At 38.4% G+C, this 18,324-nt stretch carries 18 protein-coding genes and 1 pseudogene (1 of these 19 only partly in view); 10 read left to right on the forward strand and 9 right to left on the reverse strand.

Annotated elements, in window-relative coordinates:
* The first annotated feature begins 87 nt into the window (after positions 1-87).
* Entirely contained in the window at positions 88-1,026 is a 939-nt protein-coding gene (locus LEP1GSC190_RS00835; protein ID WP_036047629.1) for an RluA family pseudouridine synthase, read from the forward strand.
* Here LEP1GSC190_RS00835 and LEP1GSC190_RS00840 read toward each other — a convergent pair.
* Genes LEP1GSC190_RS00840 through LEP1GSC190_RS00855 form a run of 4 tightly spaced genes read right to left on the reverse strand, consistent with a single transcriptional unit; the run spans position 995 to position 4,525 of the window.
* Entirely contained in the window at positions 995-1,837 is an 843-nt protein-coding gene (locus tag LEP1GSC190_RS00840; RefSeq protein ID WP_002763213.1) for a carbon-nitrogen family hydrolase, read from the reverse strand. The two genes, LEP1GSC190_RS00835 and LEP1GSC190_RS00840, sit on opposite strands and share 32 nt — an antisense overlap.
* Positions 1,838-1,873: 36 nt before the next feature.
* On the reverse strand, positions 1,874-2,644 hold the full coding sequence (locus LEP1GSC190_RS00845) for an SDR family NAD(P)-dependent oxidoreductase (protein ID WP_004279788.1): 771 nt from the start codon (positions 2,642-2,644) through the stop codon (positions 1,874-1,876).
* On the reverse strand, positions 2,641-3,678 hold the full coding sequence (locus LEP1GSC190_RS00850) for an SPL family radical SAM protein (RefSeq protein ID WP_002745809.1): 1,038 nt from the start codon (positions 3,676-3,678) through the stop codon (positions 2,641-2,643). Before LEP1GSC190_RS00850 ends, LEP1GSC190_RS00845 begins: the two co-directional genes overlap by 4 nt.
* Positions 3,650-4,525 (reverse strand): 5'-methylthioadenosine/S-adenosylhomocysteine nucleosidase family protein, encoded by an 876-nt coding sequence (locus LEP1GSC190_RS00855; RefSeq protein WP_002763208.1) that lies wholly within the window; start codon positions 4,523-4,525, stop codon positions 3,650-3,652. The genes LEP1GSC190_RS00850 and LEP1GSC190_RS00855 overlap by 29 nt, the downstream gene beginning before the upstream one ends.
* 76 nt (positions 4,526-4,601) lie before the next feature.
* Here LEP1GSC190_RS00855 and LEP1GSC190_RS00860 point away from each other — a divergent pair, with 76 nt between their 5' ends.
* Both LEP1GSC190_RS00860 and LEP1GSC190_RS00865 read left to right on the forward strand, forming a co-directional pair.
* Positions 4,602-4,916, forward strand: a complete 315-nt coding sequence (locus LEP1GSC190_RS00860) for a YkvA family protein (RefSeq protein ID WP_002763047.1) — start codon at positions 4,602-4,604, stop codon at positions 4,914-4,916.
* Positions 4,913-5,728 (forward strand): inositol monophosphatase family protein, encoded by an 816-nt coding sequence (locus LEP1GSC190_RS00865; RefSeq protein WP_002763176.1) that lies wholly within the window; start codon positions 4,913-4,915, stop codon positions 5,726-5,728. Before LEP1GSC190_RS00860 ends, LEP1GSC190_RS00865 begins: the two co-directional genes overlap by 4 nt.
* A 238-nt stretch (positions 5,729-5,966) precedes the next feature.
* On the opposite strand, the gene LEP1GSC190_RS00870 is transcribed toward LEP1GSC190_RS00865, so the two are convergent.
* From LEP1GSC190_RS00870 to LEP1GSC190_RS00885, 4 genes are read right to left on the reverse strand one after another with little or no spacing between them, the layout of a single operon-like run.
* Entirely contained in the window at positions 5,967-7,292 is a 1,326-nt protein-coding gene (locus LEP1GSC190_RS00870) for a glycosyltransferase family 4 protein (RefSeq protein WP_002763192.1), read from the reverse strand.
* Positions 7,276-8,325 (reverse strand): glycosyltransferase family 4 protein, encoded by a 1,050-nt coding sequence (locus LEP1GSC190_RS00875; RefSeq protein ID WP_002763165.1) that lies wholly within the window; start codon positions 8,323-8,325, stop codon positions 7,276-7,278. Before LEP1GSC190_RS00875 ends, LEP1GSC190_RS00870 begins: the two co-directional genes overlap by 17 nt.
* Positions 8,322-9,383, reverse strand: a complete 1,062-nt coding sequence (locus LEP1GSC190_RS00880; RefSeq protein WP_002763049.1) for a glycosyltransferase family 4 protein — start codon at positions 9,381-9,383, stop codon at positions 8,322-8,324. Before LEP1GSC190_RS00880 ends, LEP1GSC190_RS00875 begins: the two co-directional genes overlap by 4 nt.
* The gene (locus LEP1GSC190_RS00885; protein WP_036036203.1) at positions 9,380-10,384 is read right to left on the reverse strand and encodes an LIC_10202 family protein; all 1,005 of its coding nucleotides are present in this window, start codon (positions 10,382-10,384) and stop codon (positions 9,380-9,382) included. Before LEP1GSC190_RS00885 ends, LEP1GSC190_RS00880 begins: the two co-directional genes overlap by 4 nt.
* An 83-nt stretch (positions 10,385-10,467) precedes the next feature.
* Here LEP1GSC190_RS00885 and LEP1GSC190_RS00890 point away from each other — a divergent pair, with 83 nt between their 5' ends.
* The gene (locus LEP1GSC190_RS00890) at positions 10,468-11,421 is read left to right on the forward strand and encodes a GDP-mannose 4,6-dehydratase (RefSeq protein ID WP_002763171.1); all 954 of its coding nucleotides are present in this window, start codon (positions 10,468-10,470) and stop codon (positions 11,419-11,421) included.
* 665 nt (positions 11,422-12,086) lie between these two features.
* Here the strand turns inward: LEP1GSC190_RS00890 and LEP1GSC190_RS00895 are convergent.
* Positions 12,087-12,779 (reverse strand): SanA/YdcF family protein, encoded by a 693-nt coding sequence (locus tag LEP1GSC190_RS00895; RefSeq protein WP_002763262.1) that lies wholly within the window; start codon positions 12,777-12,779, stop codon positions 12,087-12,089.
* Between the two features lie 164 nt (positions 12,780-12,943).
* Here LEP1GSC190_RS00895 and LEP1GSC190_RS00900 point away from each other — a divergent pair, with 164 nt between their 5' ends.
* The 6 genes and pseudogenes from LEP1GSC190_RS00900 to LEP1GSC190_RS00925 form a co-directional block, all read left to right on the forward strand.
* The gene (locus LEP1GSC190_RS00900) at positions 12,944-13,495 is read left to right on the forward strand and encodes a Spy/CpxP family protein refolding chaperone (protein ID WP_004279791.1); all 552 of its coding nucleotides are present in this window, start codon (positions 12,944-12,946) and stop codon (positions 13,493-13,495) included.
* Positions 13,496-13,502: 7 nt separating this feature from the next.
* Positions 13,503-14,012 carry an RNA polymerase sigma factor gene (locus LEP1GSC190_RS00905; protein ID WP_002763202.1) on the forward strand — a complete coding sequence of 170 codons (510 nt, stop codon included), beginning with the start codon at positions 13,503-13,505 and terminating at the stop codon, positions 14,010-14,012.
* Positions 14,013-14,024: 12 nt separating this feature from the next.
* Positions 14,025-14,387, forward strand: coding sequence for a hypothetical protein (locus LEP1GSC190_RS00910; RefSeq protein ID WP_002763112.1), 363 nt, complete (start codon positions 14,025-14,027; stop codon positions 14,385-14,387).
* Between the two features lie 599 nt (positions 14,388-14,986).
* On the forward strand, positions 14,987-15,958 hold the full coding sequence (locus tag LEP1GSC190_RS00915; RefSeq protein WP_002763154.1) for a M23 family metallopeptidase: 972 nt from the start codon (positions 14,987-14,989) through the stop codon (positions 15,956-15,958).
* 17 nt (positions 15,959-15,975) lie between these two features.
* Entirely contained in the window at positions 15,976-18,021 is a 2,046-nt protein-coding gene (gene ligA, locus LEP1GSC190_RS00920) for an NAD-dependent DNA ligase LigA (protein WP_002763037.1), read from the forward strand.
* A 257-nt stretch (positions 18,022-18,278) separates the two neighbouring features.
* Positions 18,279-18,324 (forward strand): annotated as a pseudogene (locus LEP1GSC190_RS00925) (MaoC/PaaZ C-terminal domain-containing protein) (its annotated part continues 277 nt past the right edge of the window); the annotation flags it as partial.

The raw sequence follows: 18,324 nt of genomic DNA on the forward strand, positions 1-18,324 counted from the left end.
ACTAAGGTTTAGGAAGGAAAATGGAAACTTTTTTTTTAGAATGCTAAAAACGTGCAGAGTAAAAATCTGGAATCCTTTTCATTTTCGATGAACTTAGAACTAAAAACAGAAGTATTGGAAGAATTCTCCGGAAATCGATTGGATCGATTTTTAAAATTTTCTTTTGGGGATGAAATGTCCCGAGCCACGATTCAAAAATGGATTGAATGCGGGTATGTTTGCAATCAGGACCGGAAAATTTGCGATAAAAGTTCCTGGAAAGTAAAAACAGGAGAACAATATTTTCTTTCTATCCCTCCAAGGCCACCTCTCAACTTAGAACCGATTCCGATGGTGTTACCTGTTGTCTTAGAAAGAGAAGATTATCTTATCATTCACAAGCCGCCCGGGATTGCAAGTCATAGTGGACCGGGGGATCGTTCTCCAAGTTTGGTCAATGGGCTTCTCCATCATTTCAAAGAATTGTCAAAGGTCGGAGGAGAAGCGAGGCCGGGAATCGTCCATAGATTGGATAAGCCCACGGAGGGATTGATGCTCATCGCTAAAAACGATCGGGCACACGGAAAACTTTCCGAACTTTTTAGAAAAAGAGAAATCGAAAAAAAATATTATGCTTGGATTCAAGGACATCTTCCCGCAGAGACAGGCACGATCGATCTTCCGATTGCGAGACATCCGATCGAAAGGTTAAAGATGACCGTTTCTCCTAAAGGAAGGAAGTCTGTAACTCATTACAAAGTTCTAAAATACATCAACTCTCGTTCCGGAAGAAAATTCAGCTTTGTCGAAGTAGGTTTGGAAACTGGAAGGACTCATCAAATCAGAATTCACTTTCAAAGTCAAAGGTGCCCTGTTGTCGGAGACTTATTGTATTCGAGGGCTGGTTCTCAGTTTGAATCGTACGGATTGCAACTTTTATCTTATTATCTCAAATTCAAAGACCCGTTTACGGGGGAAGGGATTGAGGCGACTCTTGCCCTCAGCGAAAGGTTTCTTAGATTTGAGAAGAATGCTCCGCTGTTCTGATTCGAATCAAGCTTTGGTCCTTGCGATCGGCGAGAACCGGAAAATTCTCCCTATAATCCAGAATCGATCTTTTACGAGCATTGTAGAATAAAATGGTTTCTATTCCCTCACCGACGTCCATAAAATCTCCGTTAGGTGCTACAGCGAGAGAACGACCATTGTGGTGAATGCTTTTATTATACCCGGCGATTCCAATCCGATTGATTCCGAAAACGTAAGCCTGATTTTCAATCGCCCTCGTTTTTAGGATCAATTCCCAGTGATGGATTCTCGGAGTTGGCCAGTTTGCGTGAACGGTAAAAATATCCGTTTCTCCCGCGAGTCTTCGAAAAATTTCCGGGAAACGGATATCGTAACAAATAAAAGGGGTAATCCTAAAACCGTTGAGATCATAACTGACAATTTCCGAACCGGAACTGTAATGTCGATCTTCACCTCCGAAAGTAAAGGGATGTATTTTAGAATAGCGTAATATAATTTCTCCTTTTGGACTTACGACGCTTACCGTATTAAAGGGCTTTCCTTCCGGGTTTTTTCGGATCCAACCTCCACAGATTGTTGCTTCGGTGTCTTTTGCTATTTCCTTTAAGAACGTTTCGGTTGGACCTTCGTCCGGTTCCGCGATTCTTTCCGATCTCATCGTAAATCCGGTTGCAAAAGTTTCCGGAAGCAAAATCAAATCGGGATTTTCATCCGACTTTTTTTCAAGAGTGGAATAGATTAGTTCACGAACGTGTCTGTAGTTTGCTTCCTGGTCTTCCCAGGAAAGATCACATTGTACGAGAGCAATATTCAGTTCACCTGGGTTCAATTTTGTTTTTCCTCCTCAAGCAAGTTCATGTCGTTTTCATTCTTCCGAAGGAGCGTTTCGGATTTGATTCTTTCTAACAAAAGGTTTTTTCGAAACTCGATGGTATTTAGGGCGAATCGTAATTTCAGTAAAACCCAAATTTTCCGGGCTTGAAAGAGCATACTCAAAGGCGCTCAAAATTTCGGAAACATTCAAATAAGAATCTGCATCGGAATTCTTTTCAAAATCCAAAAGATCGTAAAACTCGGTATCCGAGATATCGGGATTGATGCTCATAAATTTGACTCCCGATTTTCGAGTTTCTTCGAATAAATTTAATCCGAAATGTCTAAGCCCGGCCTTGGTTCCCGCATAAGCCGCCCCCCGAACTGATTCTTTCAATGCCGCGATCGAATGAATTTGAACGATCCAACCTCCGTTCTTCTTCAGATCTCTTAGAAATAATTTAGTGATTAGAATCGGGGAAACAAAATTGACGATGAGCATTTTTTCCAATTTTTCGAAAGGGATTTCTTCATGTGGAGAGAAATTGCCAAAGCCAGCATTGTTCACTAGAATTTTTAAAGGAGGTTCTTTATCGAGGATGTTTGGTAGTTGAAGTCTGATTTCCTTCGTATCCGAAAGATCAAGTGTAACGTGTCGATATAAAGAAGAATTTTCCAAAAGAGTGGATTTCGGTTCCGTTCTGGAGATTCCAATTACTCTATAACCTTCGGAAATTAAAAATTCTGAAATCGCTTTTCCGATTCCTTTAGAAGAACCTGTGACGACCGCCAACGAGTTGTTTGGTTCCGAATTCGTTTTCATTTGGATTCCGTTTGATCGGCGACGAGCCTGTGGATTTTTTCGCGAGGGACAAATGTTTCCAATTCTTTTTCAAGGACTGTAAACATTTCTTTTTCTAATATTTCCGAATACGATTTTATTCCCCCGTAAGTATTCATCGAAAGGTAAAACAAATAAGAATCCGGTCTTCGCTTTTTAGAATTCTTAAAATAGTCTGAATTCATCCGAAATATGCCGAGGCTGATGTCTTTTAGCTTTTCTCCTGGAATTTCTTCGAAAATTTTCCGAACGAATTCCGAGTAAACGGATTTCCAATTCGGGACGTTTAAGATTGGATCGAAACAAAGTCGGACTTGCCAACCCGCGTTCAACGCGTCTTTGATATTTTTCAATCGGGAGGAAAGTTTTGGAGTCAGAGGTTCGTGTTCCTCGATCACGGAATCCGGCGAAAGAGTCCAAGCAAGAATTGTATTCGAAGTCGGCTTAAGATCGGCGATGGATTTGAAATTGGCGCTTTTGGTTCTGATTTCGACGATCAAGTCTGGATTGGAACCCGCGAACAAAATCCATTCTTTACAATATCCTAATATATTTTCCAGGGCCAAAAGGTCTGTATCATAAGAAATACAAAGATAAAGGGATTTAGAAAGTTTAAGTTGTTCCTGGGTTTTTTGGATGTATTCTTCGTTATTTACGAAAATCACAATATTAGCTGAAGGATACATTCCTTGAAGATAACAGTAAGAACAGTTGTAAAGGCAGTTTAGCACAAGGGCGTTGTAATAGAAGGATTGATATCCGAAGTTCGGGGCAATTCCAGAGCCTGGATATAAGAATTGTTCTTTTCGTTTTGCTAATATGAGTTTTGGGCTTCGCTTCTGAGCTTGGAAACTTTGAGCGGAAGGATTGAATACTTCCTTGTAAGAATCGATTGCGATTGTGTGCGATTCGGGAAATTTGGAAAGAATTTCCGAAGTTTTCGGATGATGCTTCGCGGATTCTTCCACGTAGATATGAGAGAATCTTTTAGGACTGATAAAATTGTCTGAGTGCATACAGCCCTTTCCTCCCTTCTTCTCTTGTCCTAACTCTGGCTTCTTTCAAGTTTAAAGTTCCGTTTGTATTTTTCAAAATAGTAAGACCTTGTTCGGAAGAATTTCCGGTCCTGATTTTATAACCGATCATCCAATCTTTCAGTTGGATTCTTTCGGTTTCCGATAAACGTAAAAATTCGGTTATGAATGAAAGAGCGGCAGTTTCGTTTCGTTGAAGTTCGACTTCGTTTCCTTTTGAAACCGGGATCGACAAAATCGAAAGGATATTCGGAAGGGCCTCTTTAATTCTAAGAGAAATTGTATCGATGACTCCGACTTCTTTTTCGGATTCCAATCTCGTAAAATGATCCGAAACCGTTTTGACGATTCGAATTTTATCCGAAGAAAAGAATTTTCTCGAAGCCTGAAAAAAGCCAAAAGCTTCCATGTCGACTAACGTGTCCGGAAATTCGGAAATTTCGTTTCGAAATACGGGTTTATCAACCGTCAATAAAACCGACTCGGAAATCGGAGATTTAAAAAGAATATCCGGATAAACGCTCCTTGAGGATCCTTCGTCTTTGATTTTATGGATTAAAAACGATTCTCCGATTTTGGAGGATTTTTTTGGGGCGCCACAGATTCCGAAGTTCAAAATCCAGGATGAATTCACCACTGAATTCTTAAATTCGTTTAACAAAAATGCAACAGACATCGCCGAAAAAATTTTGCCCGTTCCGGAAACGATCAAGATGTATTTTTCGTTTCGGTAGATCGGAAAAGGGGTTTTGTCCCGGAGAATTTTCAAACCCAGTGTTTCGATTAAAGGTTTTGCTTCTGGGAAAAGTGCGACGGAAATAAAAATCATCTTTCTTTCTTGATATCTGGGCCTGGAATTGGGGACAAGAGAGAAATCGTTTCTAAGAAAAGAAAAGGAGCCTTTTATGGATCTGATTGAAAAAGTAAAAATGGAATTTTGGCCAAAATTAAAATCCGTAATGTTCAGGATTCCGTTTACGGGGGATCTTGTGGCACTTTATTATTCCATGATGGATCCAGAGACTCCGCTTCGAACCAAACTCATTATCGCGGGTGCACTTGCTTATTTTATTTTTCCTTTGGATGCTGTTCCGGATTTTATTCCAGGTGCGGGATTTCTGGATGACGCAGGAGTAATTGCAGCGGTACTGGCAAGTGTACAATCGGCTATTCGAGAAGAACATAGAGAAATGGCTAGAAAGTTTTTGGAGAAAAAATGAATTTAGACAACGAGATCAAAATTAGATACGAACACTTCCTAAACTTTGTCCCAAAGGTAATGGAATTTTTAACGATAACTCAAGAAGAGGCAGATCTCGACATTGCTTACAAAGGAGAGATCGATCTCGTTACAAAAGCGGACAAAGGCTCAGAGGAGAGGATCATCGACGAAATCGAAAGAGTGTTTCCTTCGGACAGTATTTTAGGCGAAGAAGGAACCGATAAAAAAGGAAGTTCCATATTCAAATGGATCATTGATCCTCTTGATGGAACTGTCAATTATTCTCATAGACTTCCTTTGTATTGCGCTTGTATCGGTTTGGAGAATCAGGAAAGTAAGGAAGTTGTTATGGGAATTGTTCCCTTTCCGGCAATGAATGAGGTTTATCACGCGCGTAAAGGTCAAGGTGCGTTTAAAAATCAAAAACCGATTTCCGTTTCAAAAACAAAAGATCTGAAACAATCTTTGCTTTGTACGGGTTTCCCGTACGATCGAGAAAAAAAAATCGATCGGCTTACGTTTTTTCATAAAAACTTTTTATTGAAGGCGAGAGGGGTCCGAAGAATCGGAGCGGCTGGACTCGATCTTTGTTGGGTAGCCGAAGGACGTTTTGACGCGTTTTGGGAAGAAGATTTAAAACCTTGGGACATGGCCGCCCCATCCGTGATACTCGCCGAAGCGGGAGGAAGGATGTCGACTTACGATGGTGGTGCGTTTTCTTCTTACATTCCGAATTTGATTGCAAGCAACGGATTCCTTCACGAAAAGATGGTGGAAAGAATGGGGGATTATCTCCACGACTTGAGTTAGGATCCATCCATTTCAAAAATAAAAAATACCGCACAATGCGTTTTAATGATGTGTTGATGAGAATATATATTTTTAATACTTTTTAGTTTTTGCCATTGTTTATCTTAATGAATTTAGGAATATCTTTTAAGGATTCAAAAAAGTATTAAAGCGAAAGATTTCTTTTTGAGAAGGATATTAAAGGGTGATCTTTGAGTTATGGACCGTTTTTTCGACCTGTGGAAAAACGAAAAGTCTCTTACAAATTTGCGTATTTTTTTTGAATCGTCTTATCGATCAATCGGAGTAATTTTTCCCTCACTGTTTTCGGGTTAAAATTTTGTTCCACGTATTTTTTTCCGTTTATGCCCATTTCGAACGATTCTTTCGGGTGGTCCAGAATGAAGTCCAAGGTTGCAAAAAAACTTTTTCGATCGAAGTAAAAAAGTCCGCCGTTACTTCTGAGACAATGGCCTTTGAGAACGTCCGACCTTCCATTGACGAGTGCCGGTTTTCCTTTTAACCAAACCTCCATCAGAACAATGGAGAAACTTTCCAAAGGAGAAGAATTTATCAAACACGCACAATTTTGAAGAAGTTCCAATTTGATCTGTTCTTCGACGAACCCTAAAAATTCTATATTTTGATCTTCTAATATTCTGTTTGGAATTTTAGAAGCGATCTTTCCGGCGATTTTGAGTTTGTGAGGAAGTTTTGAATTTTTTTTCCATTCTAAGAACCATTCTGCCATTTCCAGAAAGCCTTTTCCTTGGTCTACCCTACCTACGTAGAGTAGAAAAGGTGTTTCTTCTCTCTTTGAATTTTTTTCAAGGGAATATTTATGATAATGATCCATGTAATTATTTTCCGAAACGGGGTCACTTGAATATTGATCTAAATTGAGGTTCATCCCGGTTATGGAATACGTGCTCGGTTTATATCCGAGAACGTTCCGAAAAATGTCTAATTCTTCCGGAGTGTTAAACGAATAAGAACTTTGGTCCGTTAGGATTTCTTTATATACTGGAAGATAAGCGGGAGGTTCGTCATGAAACGTAGGAATGATGATCGATTTTTCAGCGACCAGAGGTATTCCGAAAACCAAAGGATAGTAGAGGTAACTCACAAAGAAAAAAACATCATATTCGCTTTTTCTGGATTCAATAAATTGAATCAATTCCGGAACATAAGGGCCTTGTTCTATAAGCCAATGATTGATGCTTTCTTTGTTTTGTAGAGAAGGACTTTCCAAAATTTTTTTGGAAAGACGGTTGAATCGTTCCATGTTTCTTTGTTTTTCAACGGTAAATTGAAGAACCTTATACTTTCCGCCTAAGGAAGAAGTTTTTTCTTCGAATCGGATCGGTTTGGAATGATTCGTTCCTTCGTAAAAGGAATTCTTTTCTTGAATCGGAATCGAATTTTTCCAAGTGATATAATCCAAACTGCGAGTCGTTAAAACTGTGATCTCAAAATCAATAGCTAATAATTCCACGAGTTGAAAGATGAGTTTTTCCGACCCTCCGGAAACCTTGTCCGAAAAAATCGGAGAAACGACCGCGATTTTTTTAAGAGAGGGTTTCAATAGTTGTCCTAAGAACGGATTTAAAATCCGTTTTTTTGAATTCTTCTAAACGAAGGTCTTGATTCGTTAAAATTTGGTTCTTAAAAGGGATATCTGTTAAAATTTTATTGAGTAAAATCGCTAAATCCGGAAATTTTTTTTCCTTAAAAAGAATCCCTGCACCGTTTAAGGTTTCAGGAACCGCGCCGCCGGAATATGCAAGAATTGGAATTCTATGAATCATTGCCTCGATCAAAGGGACACAAAAACCTTCATGCTCGCTCATGGAAACGAAAGCGTCTGCTTCTTGATAGAGATTTTTCAGTTCAATGTCGGAAAGGAAACCGGTGATCAAAATATTTTTTCTAAGATCGTAAAAATCCAACATTCTTTCTAACTCTTCCCGATAAAGATATAATTCTCTCGAACTAAAACCGGCAAGATAGAATTCAAATTGATCAGAGATCATGGACTTATATGCGTATGCAAGTCGGATTAAATCGTCTTGTCTTTTGTTTGGAGTAATTCTTCCGACAAAAAGAATTTTTTTGATCGGCGAATCTGTCTTTTCGGTTTTCGCGGAATTTTTGGTTAGCTGATACGTGATGGGAAGAATTCCAACATTCTGAAAACCTAATTCTTCTAACTCTTTCTGATTGAACTTGGAAACGGCCAAAACGAGATCGAATCTATTTATCATCTCCTTCAATTCTTCTCTTCCTTTTTTTAAAAGGTAACTCATCTTTAAGTCGTAGGATTCGAAAAAGTGATGAGGAGTTACATTATGGTAGATCAAGATTCTGGGAGATCGGAAGCTTCTTAAAAAATCAAATATGCCAGAATGAATTGAATGGTGATAAAATAAAATGTCTTTTGAGGATTTACCATAGGTTTTGTATTTTTTCACGAAGGGTAACTTGGATGCGCCTATGTTTTCGGAAAAAATATCTCCTTTATATTCTAAATCTCTTAAATGATTGCGGATTTCCAGCATTTGATTGCTGATGGCATCGCCTGGATTGAAGCCCGCGGAAAATTGTTGAATCTGTCTCATGTCAAAATTTTGTCTCTAAAAAAAATCTCGAACGGAAAGGAATTGTATTCTTTAGCGATTTTCTGTTCCTTTTCCGAGATCTGCCCGCGTAAGGTTTTCTTTTCCAAAATGTTATCGATCAAACCTGTGAGTAAACTTATAGATGAAGGGGATTTATCTTTAAAAAGAATTCCTCCGGTTTTCATCGTTTCTGGCGTCGCTCCGGCATGGTAAGAGATTACGGGAATCCCGGCGCCGAACGCGTCCAAAATGGGAATATTAAATCCTTCATGTTGACTCATACAAACGTATAAATCCATGGAATTCAAAAAGGATATCATTTCGGAGTCGTTTGCATTCAAGCGAATTTGGACGTTTCCCGTAAGTCGTTTTCGTAAAATGAGTTTCTTAAGAAAATTATAATATTCTTCAAAAATTTTTGGAACGCTTCCGCAAATCAAAAGTTGGACGTTTTGTCTGAATTTTAAAATCGATTCAAGCAATTCTAAAAGATCCTCTATTTTCTTATTGGGAGAAACTCTTCCGATAAAACCGATCGTATATTCCCTTTTGTCCTTAATGACGACTTCCCGAATCGAGTATTTTTTTACGATGGGAAGGACCAAAATGTTTGTCGCACCAAGAAATCGCAGAAAATTCGCATTAAATTCGGAGGATGGTAAAAACAAATCTGTTTCGTTTTTAAGGGAATACAATTCTAACAAAGAGCGTTTTTCGTCCAGCTGAAGGGTATTATAAATTTCAGGACTTACGAAATTCTTAAAATAAATTGCAGGGGTAAAACTTTGATAGCGAACGATTTTTTTTCCGGGAAGATTTCGGAACCAATTTAGAGGATAACCGCAGCCTCCGTAGTTTAATATATGTACGTCATTCCGAGAAAAACGGGAAAAGATCGACGAATGGGTTTCTATTGGAAATGGTTCTTTGGAAAAATTTTTGATACAGACAACGGAGTTAGAAATGCTTAAACTTTCGAGAACGTTTCGAATCCCTTTGATGTCGTTTCCGATTCCGTCCCCGTCTCGGAATTCAGTGACGTGTTGATATACTTTCATTTTCGAAACGAAAGAACGGTAAAACCATCTTCCGATTTTTTTTCTATAATGTTTCTAAAACCAAGTTGTTTGAGATAATTCCGAACTAACGGTTCCTGAATTTTTGTAAGCCTTAAAGGCAAAAATGGAGAGGGGTAATTGGAGTTTTCGTTTGAGAACCGAAAACGAATTTCCGTACCCGAAGATACGCCGAGGCTAAGAGCTCGGAGGGTCTTTTCGATCAGCCAGTGTGGATGAATCGATAAATTTTCATATATTAAAACTTTAGAATATTCTAAACAATTTTTCGGAATTGCTCCCGGTTCTTCTAGATAAATGTTCGTGGTTATTGAATTTCCAATAAATTCCGAGCAGGATTTATTCCAACTGACCGAATCGAATTTGGAGCCTAATTTTAAAAGTTGTTTGAGTATCTTCCCCCAACCCGGCGATAGAACTAAAACCTTTTCGGAAGGATCAATGGATTCCAACAGGAAGTTTTCGCTTTCTTCAACAGTATTTTCCGAGTAAAGATCTTCATTCGCCCAAAGGAATTCGGGCTTGATTTCTTTTCCGATGGCTTGATTCCATTCTAAAAATTCGGAATAAAAAGATTCCATCTTTCTTTTTAGATTTTGATTTTCGCAACGAATTAAAATCAATTCGTGTAACACGCTGTAGAATGCGCGGGTTCTGTTTTCTGAAAGTTTCTTATCTAAAAACGAATAGAATTCTGCAAAGCGAATCAAAAGCCATTTGAGAGGTCCTCGTACAAACCTAAGTTTAGGATTCGAAAATTTAGGATGAGAGATTCCTTTTTCAAAAAGATGAGCAATTTCGGCAGGGTCAAAATCCCGATAACCTTCTGGGCTTGGAGGGGAAAATTTCCAATGAGTGAATTTTTCGATGTCTTCCTTTGTGGAAGGGTTTTTTTTGAGTTTGGATTCGATTTCTTCCATGATTTCTCGTACATTGATCCGAGAATCTCTGATTTCGAATAGTTCCTGAAATTTGTCTTCCATACTCAAAAGGGAAAGAATTTTATTCGATTGTTTTTTATTCATTTTCTAAAACAACAGTATTTTTACGGAAAAATAAGAATTCTATGAAATGCCTTATTACGGGAGCAGCGGGGTTTGTAGGCAGTTACTTACTGAAGGAGCTGAAAGAATCTTATACCGATTTTTTAGGGATTGGAATTCAACCGGGTCCCGATATTGGAAAGGATCCTGAACTTCCTCAATCGTATCGATTTGTTGTCTGTGATATACGAAATGTAGACCAGGTTCATTCTGTCATCCGTGAGTTTTCACCAAACACAGTCTTTCATCTTGCCGCACAACCCTTTGTTCCTAGAGCGGTAGAGGATCCGGGTGAAACGCTAGAAATCAACGTGCAAGGAACGTTGAATCTATTAGAATCTCTGCGTTCCTTGAAAAAGAGAGTTCGTTTTATTTACATTTCTTCTTCCGATGTATATGGAAACGTTCCGGAATCTTGTCTCCCCGTTCAAGAGTCCGTTGTTCCGGCTCCGCTGAATCCGTATTCTTCCTCGAAGTTTTGTGCGGAAATTTATTGTCTGCAATATCATCGATGGATTCCCGAGCTTGAAGTTGTGATCGCTAGACCATTTAATCATACAGGTCCAAAACAAAGTCCTAATTTTGTGGTTCCTAATTTTTGTTTTCAGGTTTTAGAAGCTTTGAAACGTCCTGAATCCGAAAGAAAAATTTTAGTCGGGGATTTATTGTCTACAAGAGATTTTTTGGATGTAAGAGACGTTGTGCGTGCATATAGAATCCTTTCCGAAAAGGGAAAACCCGGAGAAATTTACAATATTTGCTCCGGTAAAGAAATTGTAATTCGAGACGTTTTGGATAAGGTTATTTCTGCTTCCGGTCGGAAGATTCCGGTGGAAGTGGATTCTTCTCGTTTTCGTCCTGCGGAAATGAAACGCCTTTTCGGAAACAAAGATAAACTTCAAAAACTAGGTTGGGTACCTAATTTCGATTTATCGAATACGATTCAAGACGTTTATCATTGGTATCAAACAATTTGAAATATTGCCGCAGAGTCATTTCACTGAATTACTGCCGTCTCATTTATAAATCGAATTTATAGTTATTAAGCGAATATTCCCCACTTATTTTTGCGATCGTCCTCGTTTTGTTTTTATATTCAGAGTCTGTTTTAAAACTTAAAAGAAATCCGTTACAATAATTCAGTAAGTTCGTAATAAAACGCAGGATATAGATTATATCCCTCGTTCTTTGGTGTTTTCATAGTTTGTTGAGTATGTGTGGCTAATGGTTCGTTCCGGTTTCTCTTTTTAATTTTTTATTTAGAACGTGTCCCAAAACCTCAGAATATAGGAACCTCGACGAGAACTTAACAGTTATAAAATATGCTCGAAAACTCGTAAACTACCAAAGGGGCGTAATTGGTGGCAACTTCTATATTTTATTACGAACTTACTGAATTATTGTAACTAAGGTTTTTAAAACAGGCTCTTAGTCTTTTTCCTTTTTCAGTTCAAGAAATGATTAATTTTTTTCAGATAAGACAAATGATAAACTAACCATAGAAGTTATCTCAAAAACGTTTTATGCTTTGAAATTCATTTTTAAGATGATTTCTAACTATCAACTGACTAATGTTTTGGAACACGAGATTCGGCAGATTTACGATTCATAAAATCTGGATCGTAAATTAGATTATAAAATTTTAAAGCACTGAGCCTTTCCAAGTTTTAACGCCGCTTTCTTCGATTGGAAACGGATTACCCAGGTATTTCGGATTTGTCTTGAATAAGTTCATGTCGATCCAGGCAAGAGTTCTTGCGAAAAATTCTCTGAATCTACTGAAGGGTCCACTTGTATAAATTTTTCGATCCGATTCGAAGGCTTGAAATCTAAGACCGATTTTATTCGCAAGAAAGGCGGCCCGGGGTTGATATACTTTCTGACTTACAAAGATCAGATCTTTTATCTGAAAAATTTCTTTTGCACGAATCAATGTGTCTAACGTTCTAAAACCTGCATGGTCGACGAATATATCCTTTTCGTTTACTTCGTTTTTAAGAATGTAAAGCAACATCGGTTTTACTTCATTATAGTAAATAGAACCGTTATCTCCCGAGAGGAGAATCTTTTTTACTTTTCCCTGATGATACAATTCCAGAGCGCAGTCCAACCGATCTTTTAAAATGGCGGAGGGTTCGTTTTTGTAGACCGAAGCCCCGGGAACTATGGCTACTGTAGCGAATCTTGCGGATCTGTGATTCTGAAATTTCTCCGTGCGGAAGTATAACTCTTCGAAACTGAAATCGATTGCGATCGGGGGCGCTGCAATGACGCAAAAGACGAAAAGACTTCGGGTATAAAATTTAGGTTTTTTGAGAAAATTTAAGTTAAACACAGGATTGAAAATCTGGCAATCAAGAAGCTTTTTTGATAGGCTACAAGATGAATTTCAAAGGAGAAAATTCTTTTTTTCTTTTCAACTGGTTTTGACCGGAAAAAATCTTCGAAATAGGAAATAAACTTTTGAAACACGGGTCTTACCGATCGAGTGGAAATCTCATGAAATTCCTGAATTCATTTGTCAAAATTACCATTGCCGGTTGTTTTTTCGTTCCTATGGTTATTTTTTCTCAGGAATTGATGGGACTTCGTTCCGGTGTGGATTCTAATCTTCCTCCGGGCCGACAATTAGCGCCGATTCGTCAATTGAGAAGTTTCGGTTTGGTGTTCGGAGACGTAGACACCGTGAGAGAAAGATTTGCTCTTTCTGAAAAGCAATTAGATGAGATTTCGAAGATCAATGAGAAATACAAACAGGAACATTTTAAATGGCTTCAAAAAATTTCACCAATTGAAATTGAACTTGAAGGACTTTTAATGGAGTCTAACGTTGATCTTGCGAAAATTAGGAAGCTTCTCGTCGAGATAGGAAGATATACTGCTGAGATTCGAATCAATCAGATTTCGCATCGTCTTGCTATTGAAAAAATACTTACTCGGGATCAAAAATCCAAAATTAAAGAATCTTCTACTCGTCCGGAGCCCGGATTTCCCGTGAATCTTTTTTCTCCGGAGAGAATTATTCTTCCCTTTCAAGGGATCTTACATTGAGGTATTCATGGACCAAAAAGAATTTGCCGAATTAATCGATTCGACCAAACATATCGTACTTTCGGCGATTAAAAAGAATTTATTCGACGAATTTCATGATTCCATCGACGACGTAGTACAGGAAACTTATTTTCGTGCGTACAAAAGTCTTTCCGCAAATAAGTTCCGAGGAGATTCTTCGGTAAGTACTTGGCTTTATACGATCGCAAGAAACGAGTCTTTGAGGATGAATCAAAAAAGATCGAGGCAAACTGCACTTGCGAGCAAGTTGAAAGAGAAAGTGATTTTGGACAATTCCATTCAGGAAAAAGAAGCCGTATCGATTGGTTTTACCGATTTTGAATTAAAAGATCTTTTAGCCATACTTCCATGGAAGTATAAATCGGTGTTGAGTCTTGTAGGCGAAGGATATAAGGAACAACAGATCGCCGAAAAGCTAAGCATTCCCGAAGGGACGGTAAAGTCTCGAGCGTTTCGTGGGAAACAGATACTGAAAAAATTTTTCGTAGATAAGTAGGATTAGATCAGGATGAAATCGAACAGATTCGAAAAAGAAATTTCGGACAGACTTTGTAGTAAGGTTTGGAATTCTAGAATCTGCGACGCAGTTTATAAAAAACGTCGTTGGAGAATGATCCAATTGGCGTTGATTACATTTTTGTCTGCTTTCTTTTCCAGTTCTATGGTTTGGTTGATTTTTTTTGAAAATCAAAAAGCTGGGCTTGCTCGTAACGAACTCCATACTTGGATTCAAGAACAGATTTATGGAACGACTGTAGAAGCCGAGTCTAAAGTGCAAAATACAATTTATAAAGAAGAAAATACGGTGAGAAACGGTTCCATGTTTTTGGATGTAGACGCGTTGATTGAGGCTTCGTTGGACCGAAGATAATCAATTAGAAGATTTGAATATAGCCTGAATACTTGAAAATCAAATAAGAGTCTGTTTGAAAACCTCAAGCTCCACGGGAATTTAACAATAATAAAACCTGTTTGAAGTCCATAAACCACCAAAAGGACGTAATCTGTGGCACTCTCTTAAGTTTGTCATAAATTTGTGGAATGATCGGAAGTTGATTTATTTTAAGATTTTGAAACAGATTCTAAGAAATCAAAGTGTAATTATCACTTTTTGAATACAGCGTTGCTCCTTTCGATTTATATCTATTTCATTCTCGGTTTTGCAAGAACCGTAAAAGTTTTGTTCGGAAAGATTTTTTGAGGGGGAATTCAAAGGATCACTCGAAATACCCCTTGTTCCCTTTGCGGGACAGGTCCAAGAGATACATATCGAGGATGTGTTTTGCTATGATGGAAGGAATTTTGATTTTGAATATGATTCTTTGAAAATACAATCTAAAGCCGGTTTTTGGTCATAAGTCAAAATGGGGCCTTTCGTCACGTCAAGATCAAAATATGGAGCGTGAATGGATTTGGTTTCCACTTGACCTATATTTCCCTCGGATAGACTCTTAATCTGGAATCATATCCATGGAAAAAGAAATCCGCAAACGATTGGATCGGGTTAAGGAGAAAGGGCATCAAAGATTAACGGTGCTTCTCATTCCTCACGGTTTTGATAAGTCATTTCATTTTCAAATTTCAGTTTTTACGATTTTCTTTTTATTCAGTCTTTTGGTTACCATTTTGGGAATTGCGGTTTTCGGAATCGTAAAATATAACAATACAAGAAAACAAATCAACGCCTTAGCTCAAGTTTATGGGAAATACTTCGACGAATACATTGAATATTCAAAACAACTTGAGGGAGTCGAGGACGACTTCCTTGCACTTACGGAGAATTTAGAGGAAATTTACTCTCTCATAGATGGGCATGGCGACGAGATATTGAAACTTCCCGATGAGTCAGATATCGAAACGATTGCACTCGCAGAACTGAAGACGGAAGAGTCGGTGGATAAGGATCTCATGTTGGGTAGAAGTTATCTTTCCGAAATTTATGGATATCGTACCGCGCGAGTTTACATGGACAAACATCGTCCTTTAATGGATAGCATTTACGATTTTTTAAACCTCAGATATGACGTTATGGACGCGATTCCTTTCGGGGAACCTTTGTATTCTTATAATCTCACTTCTTACTTTGGGACTAGGCGATCGCCTACTACTGGTTATATGGAATATCACGACGGGATCGATCTCGCGAACGTTCCGGGAACTCCAATTTATGCGACCGGTAATGGAAGAATTCATCGAGTTGTCTATTCGAATCGCGGTTACGGAAATCATATCGTGATTCAACATGCAAATGGTTATTTTTCTCTCTTCGGGCATTGTACGAAAATATTCGTGAAAGACGGACAACAAATTCGAAAAGGAAATCTGATCGCAACGGTCGGTTCCACTGGAAACGTAACCGGGCCGCATTTACACTATGAAGTATGGATTGGAGAATCCAATCGTACGGATCCTATAGAATACCTCAAAGTTCCCGTTTATTGATTTAGCCGGGGTCAAATATGTCCAAGAAAAAAAAAACTTATCAGAAAGCTCTTTCGGAAAAAGAGGCAAAAAAAGTAATCGCCGAACTTGCCGATGATATTCGGCATCATCAGTATTTATATTACGTAAAAAATCAACCGGAAATATCTGATTTTGACTTCGATCAGCTCTTCAGACGACTTCAAGATCTGGAGGGAGAATTTCCACAGCTTAAAGATTTGAATAGTCCGACTTTGGTGGTTGGTTCTGACCTAGATAAGGATTTTGAAAAGTTTCAACATAAGCTTCCAGTTCTATCTCTTATCAATACTTACAACGACGACGAGTTATTGGATTGGGTTAATAAAACCGATCCGAATGAACTTTATTCCGTGGAATGGAAAATAGACGGAGCTTCGATCGTATTATATTATGAAAACGGAATGCTTAAGAACGGAGTCACTCGAGGCTCTGGAGGGATTGGAGACGACGTTACCGATAATATCCGGACGGTTCGTAATATTCCTCTTCGTCTACCGGAACCGATTACGGTTTATCTTAGAGGTGAAGTGTTTATGACTTTCAAGGACTTCGGAGAATTCAACGAACTTTCTTCCGGTAAGTACGCAAATCCCCGAAATTTATCCGCAGGGTCCATCAAACAAAAAAATTCTGCTGATACCGCAAAACGTCCTCTTCGGATTTTTACGTACGATGCAACCTTTCCGGGAGTCACAAAAAAATTCAAAACACATCAGGAAATTCTTTCCAAACTTGAAAAGCTTATGTTTCCAGTTCCCCCTGACACGGTCTTTGTGAATGGATCGAAGATCGCAGAAACGATCAAGGATTTTAAAAAGAAAAAGGATACTTTAGGATTTCCAACCGATGGACTTGTAATTAAACTTAACGACATTTCCAAAAGAGATGCACAAGGTTATACTTCTCATTCTCCTCGATGGGCGAGGGCGTATAAATTTGATGCAATCATGAAAGAGAGTAAGATCGTTGATATCACTTATGCGGTCGGCCGAACCGGAAAGATTACTCCAAGAGCCGAGATCGAGCCGGTGAATCTTGCGGGGACGACGGTTACGTTTGCGACTCTTCACAATCAAGATTATATAGATGAACTCGGGGTGGGGATCGGAGCAATCGTAAGAGTTGCAAAACGTGGAGAAATCATTCCCGCTGTGGAAGAGGTGGTTACTCCCGGCAAAGACGTTTTTAAGATTCCGGATCGTTGTCCTTCTTGTAAAACAAAAACGATCAAAAAAGAAAATTTAGTCGATCTGTTTTGTCCGAACCCGGATTGTCCTGATCGAGTGAAAAACGGGATCATCTTTTATTGTCAAAGAAAGCAGATGGATATTGAAGGGCTTGGTGATAAACAGATTGAGTTCTTATACGATCACGGTTATATCGGATCCATCGCTGACTTGTATGATCTGAAAGATCAGAAAGAGAAATTGATGGAGGAAGAAGGTTTTGGAGAGAAAAGTCTCGCCATCATTTTCAACGGGATTGAGCATTCCAAACAAAAGGATTTCCGTTTTTTACTTCCTTCGATCGGGCTTCCGGAACTCGGCCACAAAGTAACGGAATTATTGATTGAGCACGGAATTGATTCTATAGATGAGATTCTTTCTATAGCCAAGGATAAAAAAAGAATCGAATCTCTTTTGGAGATTCCGGGTATCGGACCTTCCACGATTCGAGCGTTTGAGGAGAATTTTTCCGATAAACGGATCTTAAAACTGATTGATCGTCTTAAAAATGCAGGACTTAAATTAAAAGCCGATCCAATAAAAGTCGCCGATCAACAGCCGTTTGCAGGACAGTCTTGGTGTGTTACAGGTTCTTTCGAAAATTTTCAACCTAGAGACAAAGCAATGGACTTGGTTGTCTATTATGGAGGAAGGAAAGTGAGCGCTGTAAGTTCCAAAACTACTCATCTTTTGGCTGGCCCGGGTGCTGGATCTAAGTTAGAAAAAGCGAATGAACTTGGAATTGTGGTCTACAATGAAAAACAATTTCTAGATTTGTTGAAATCTTTGAAAATTCACTTTAAGAATCCGATTTAGAATTTTCTAAATAGAATTTATTGAATACCAAAAACAGATTTGTTCATTAAAAATCTGTCTCAAAATTTTAGAATGTGGAACTCCCACGTTTTAGGTATTGTAGCGTCCGTAAAACATCAAAGGCGAGGGATATAATCTGTGGGAATTCCTATGTTTTATTATAAACTTTTTGAATGGCTGAGTCGATTTCTTTTAAGATTTTGGAACAAATTTTAAATTTGAATTCTATAAACAGATATATTTATAACTTTTTCTTACAGACTGGCACTTATGTATTCACGGAAATTAATGGAAATTTGAATC

Source organism: Leptospira mayottensis 200901116 (assembly GCF_000306675.2).
Taxonomy (GTDB): domain Bacteria; phylum Spirochaetota; class Leptospiria; order Leptospirales; family Leptospiraceae; genus Leptospira; species Leptospira mayottensis.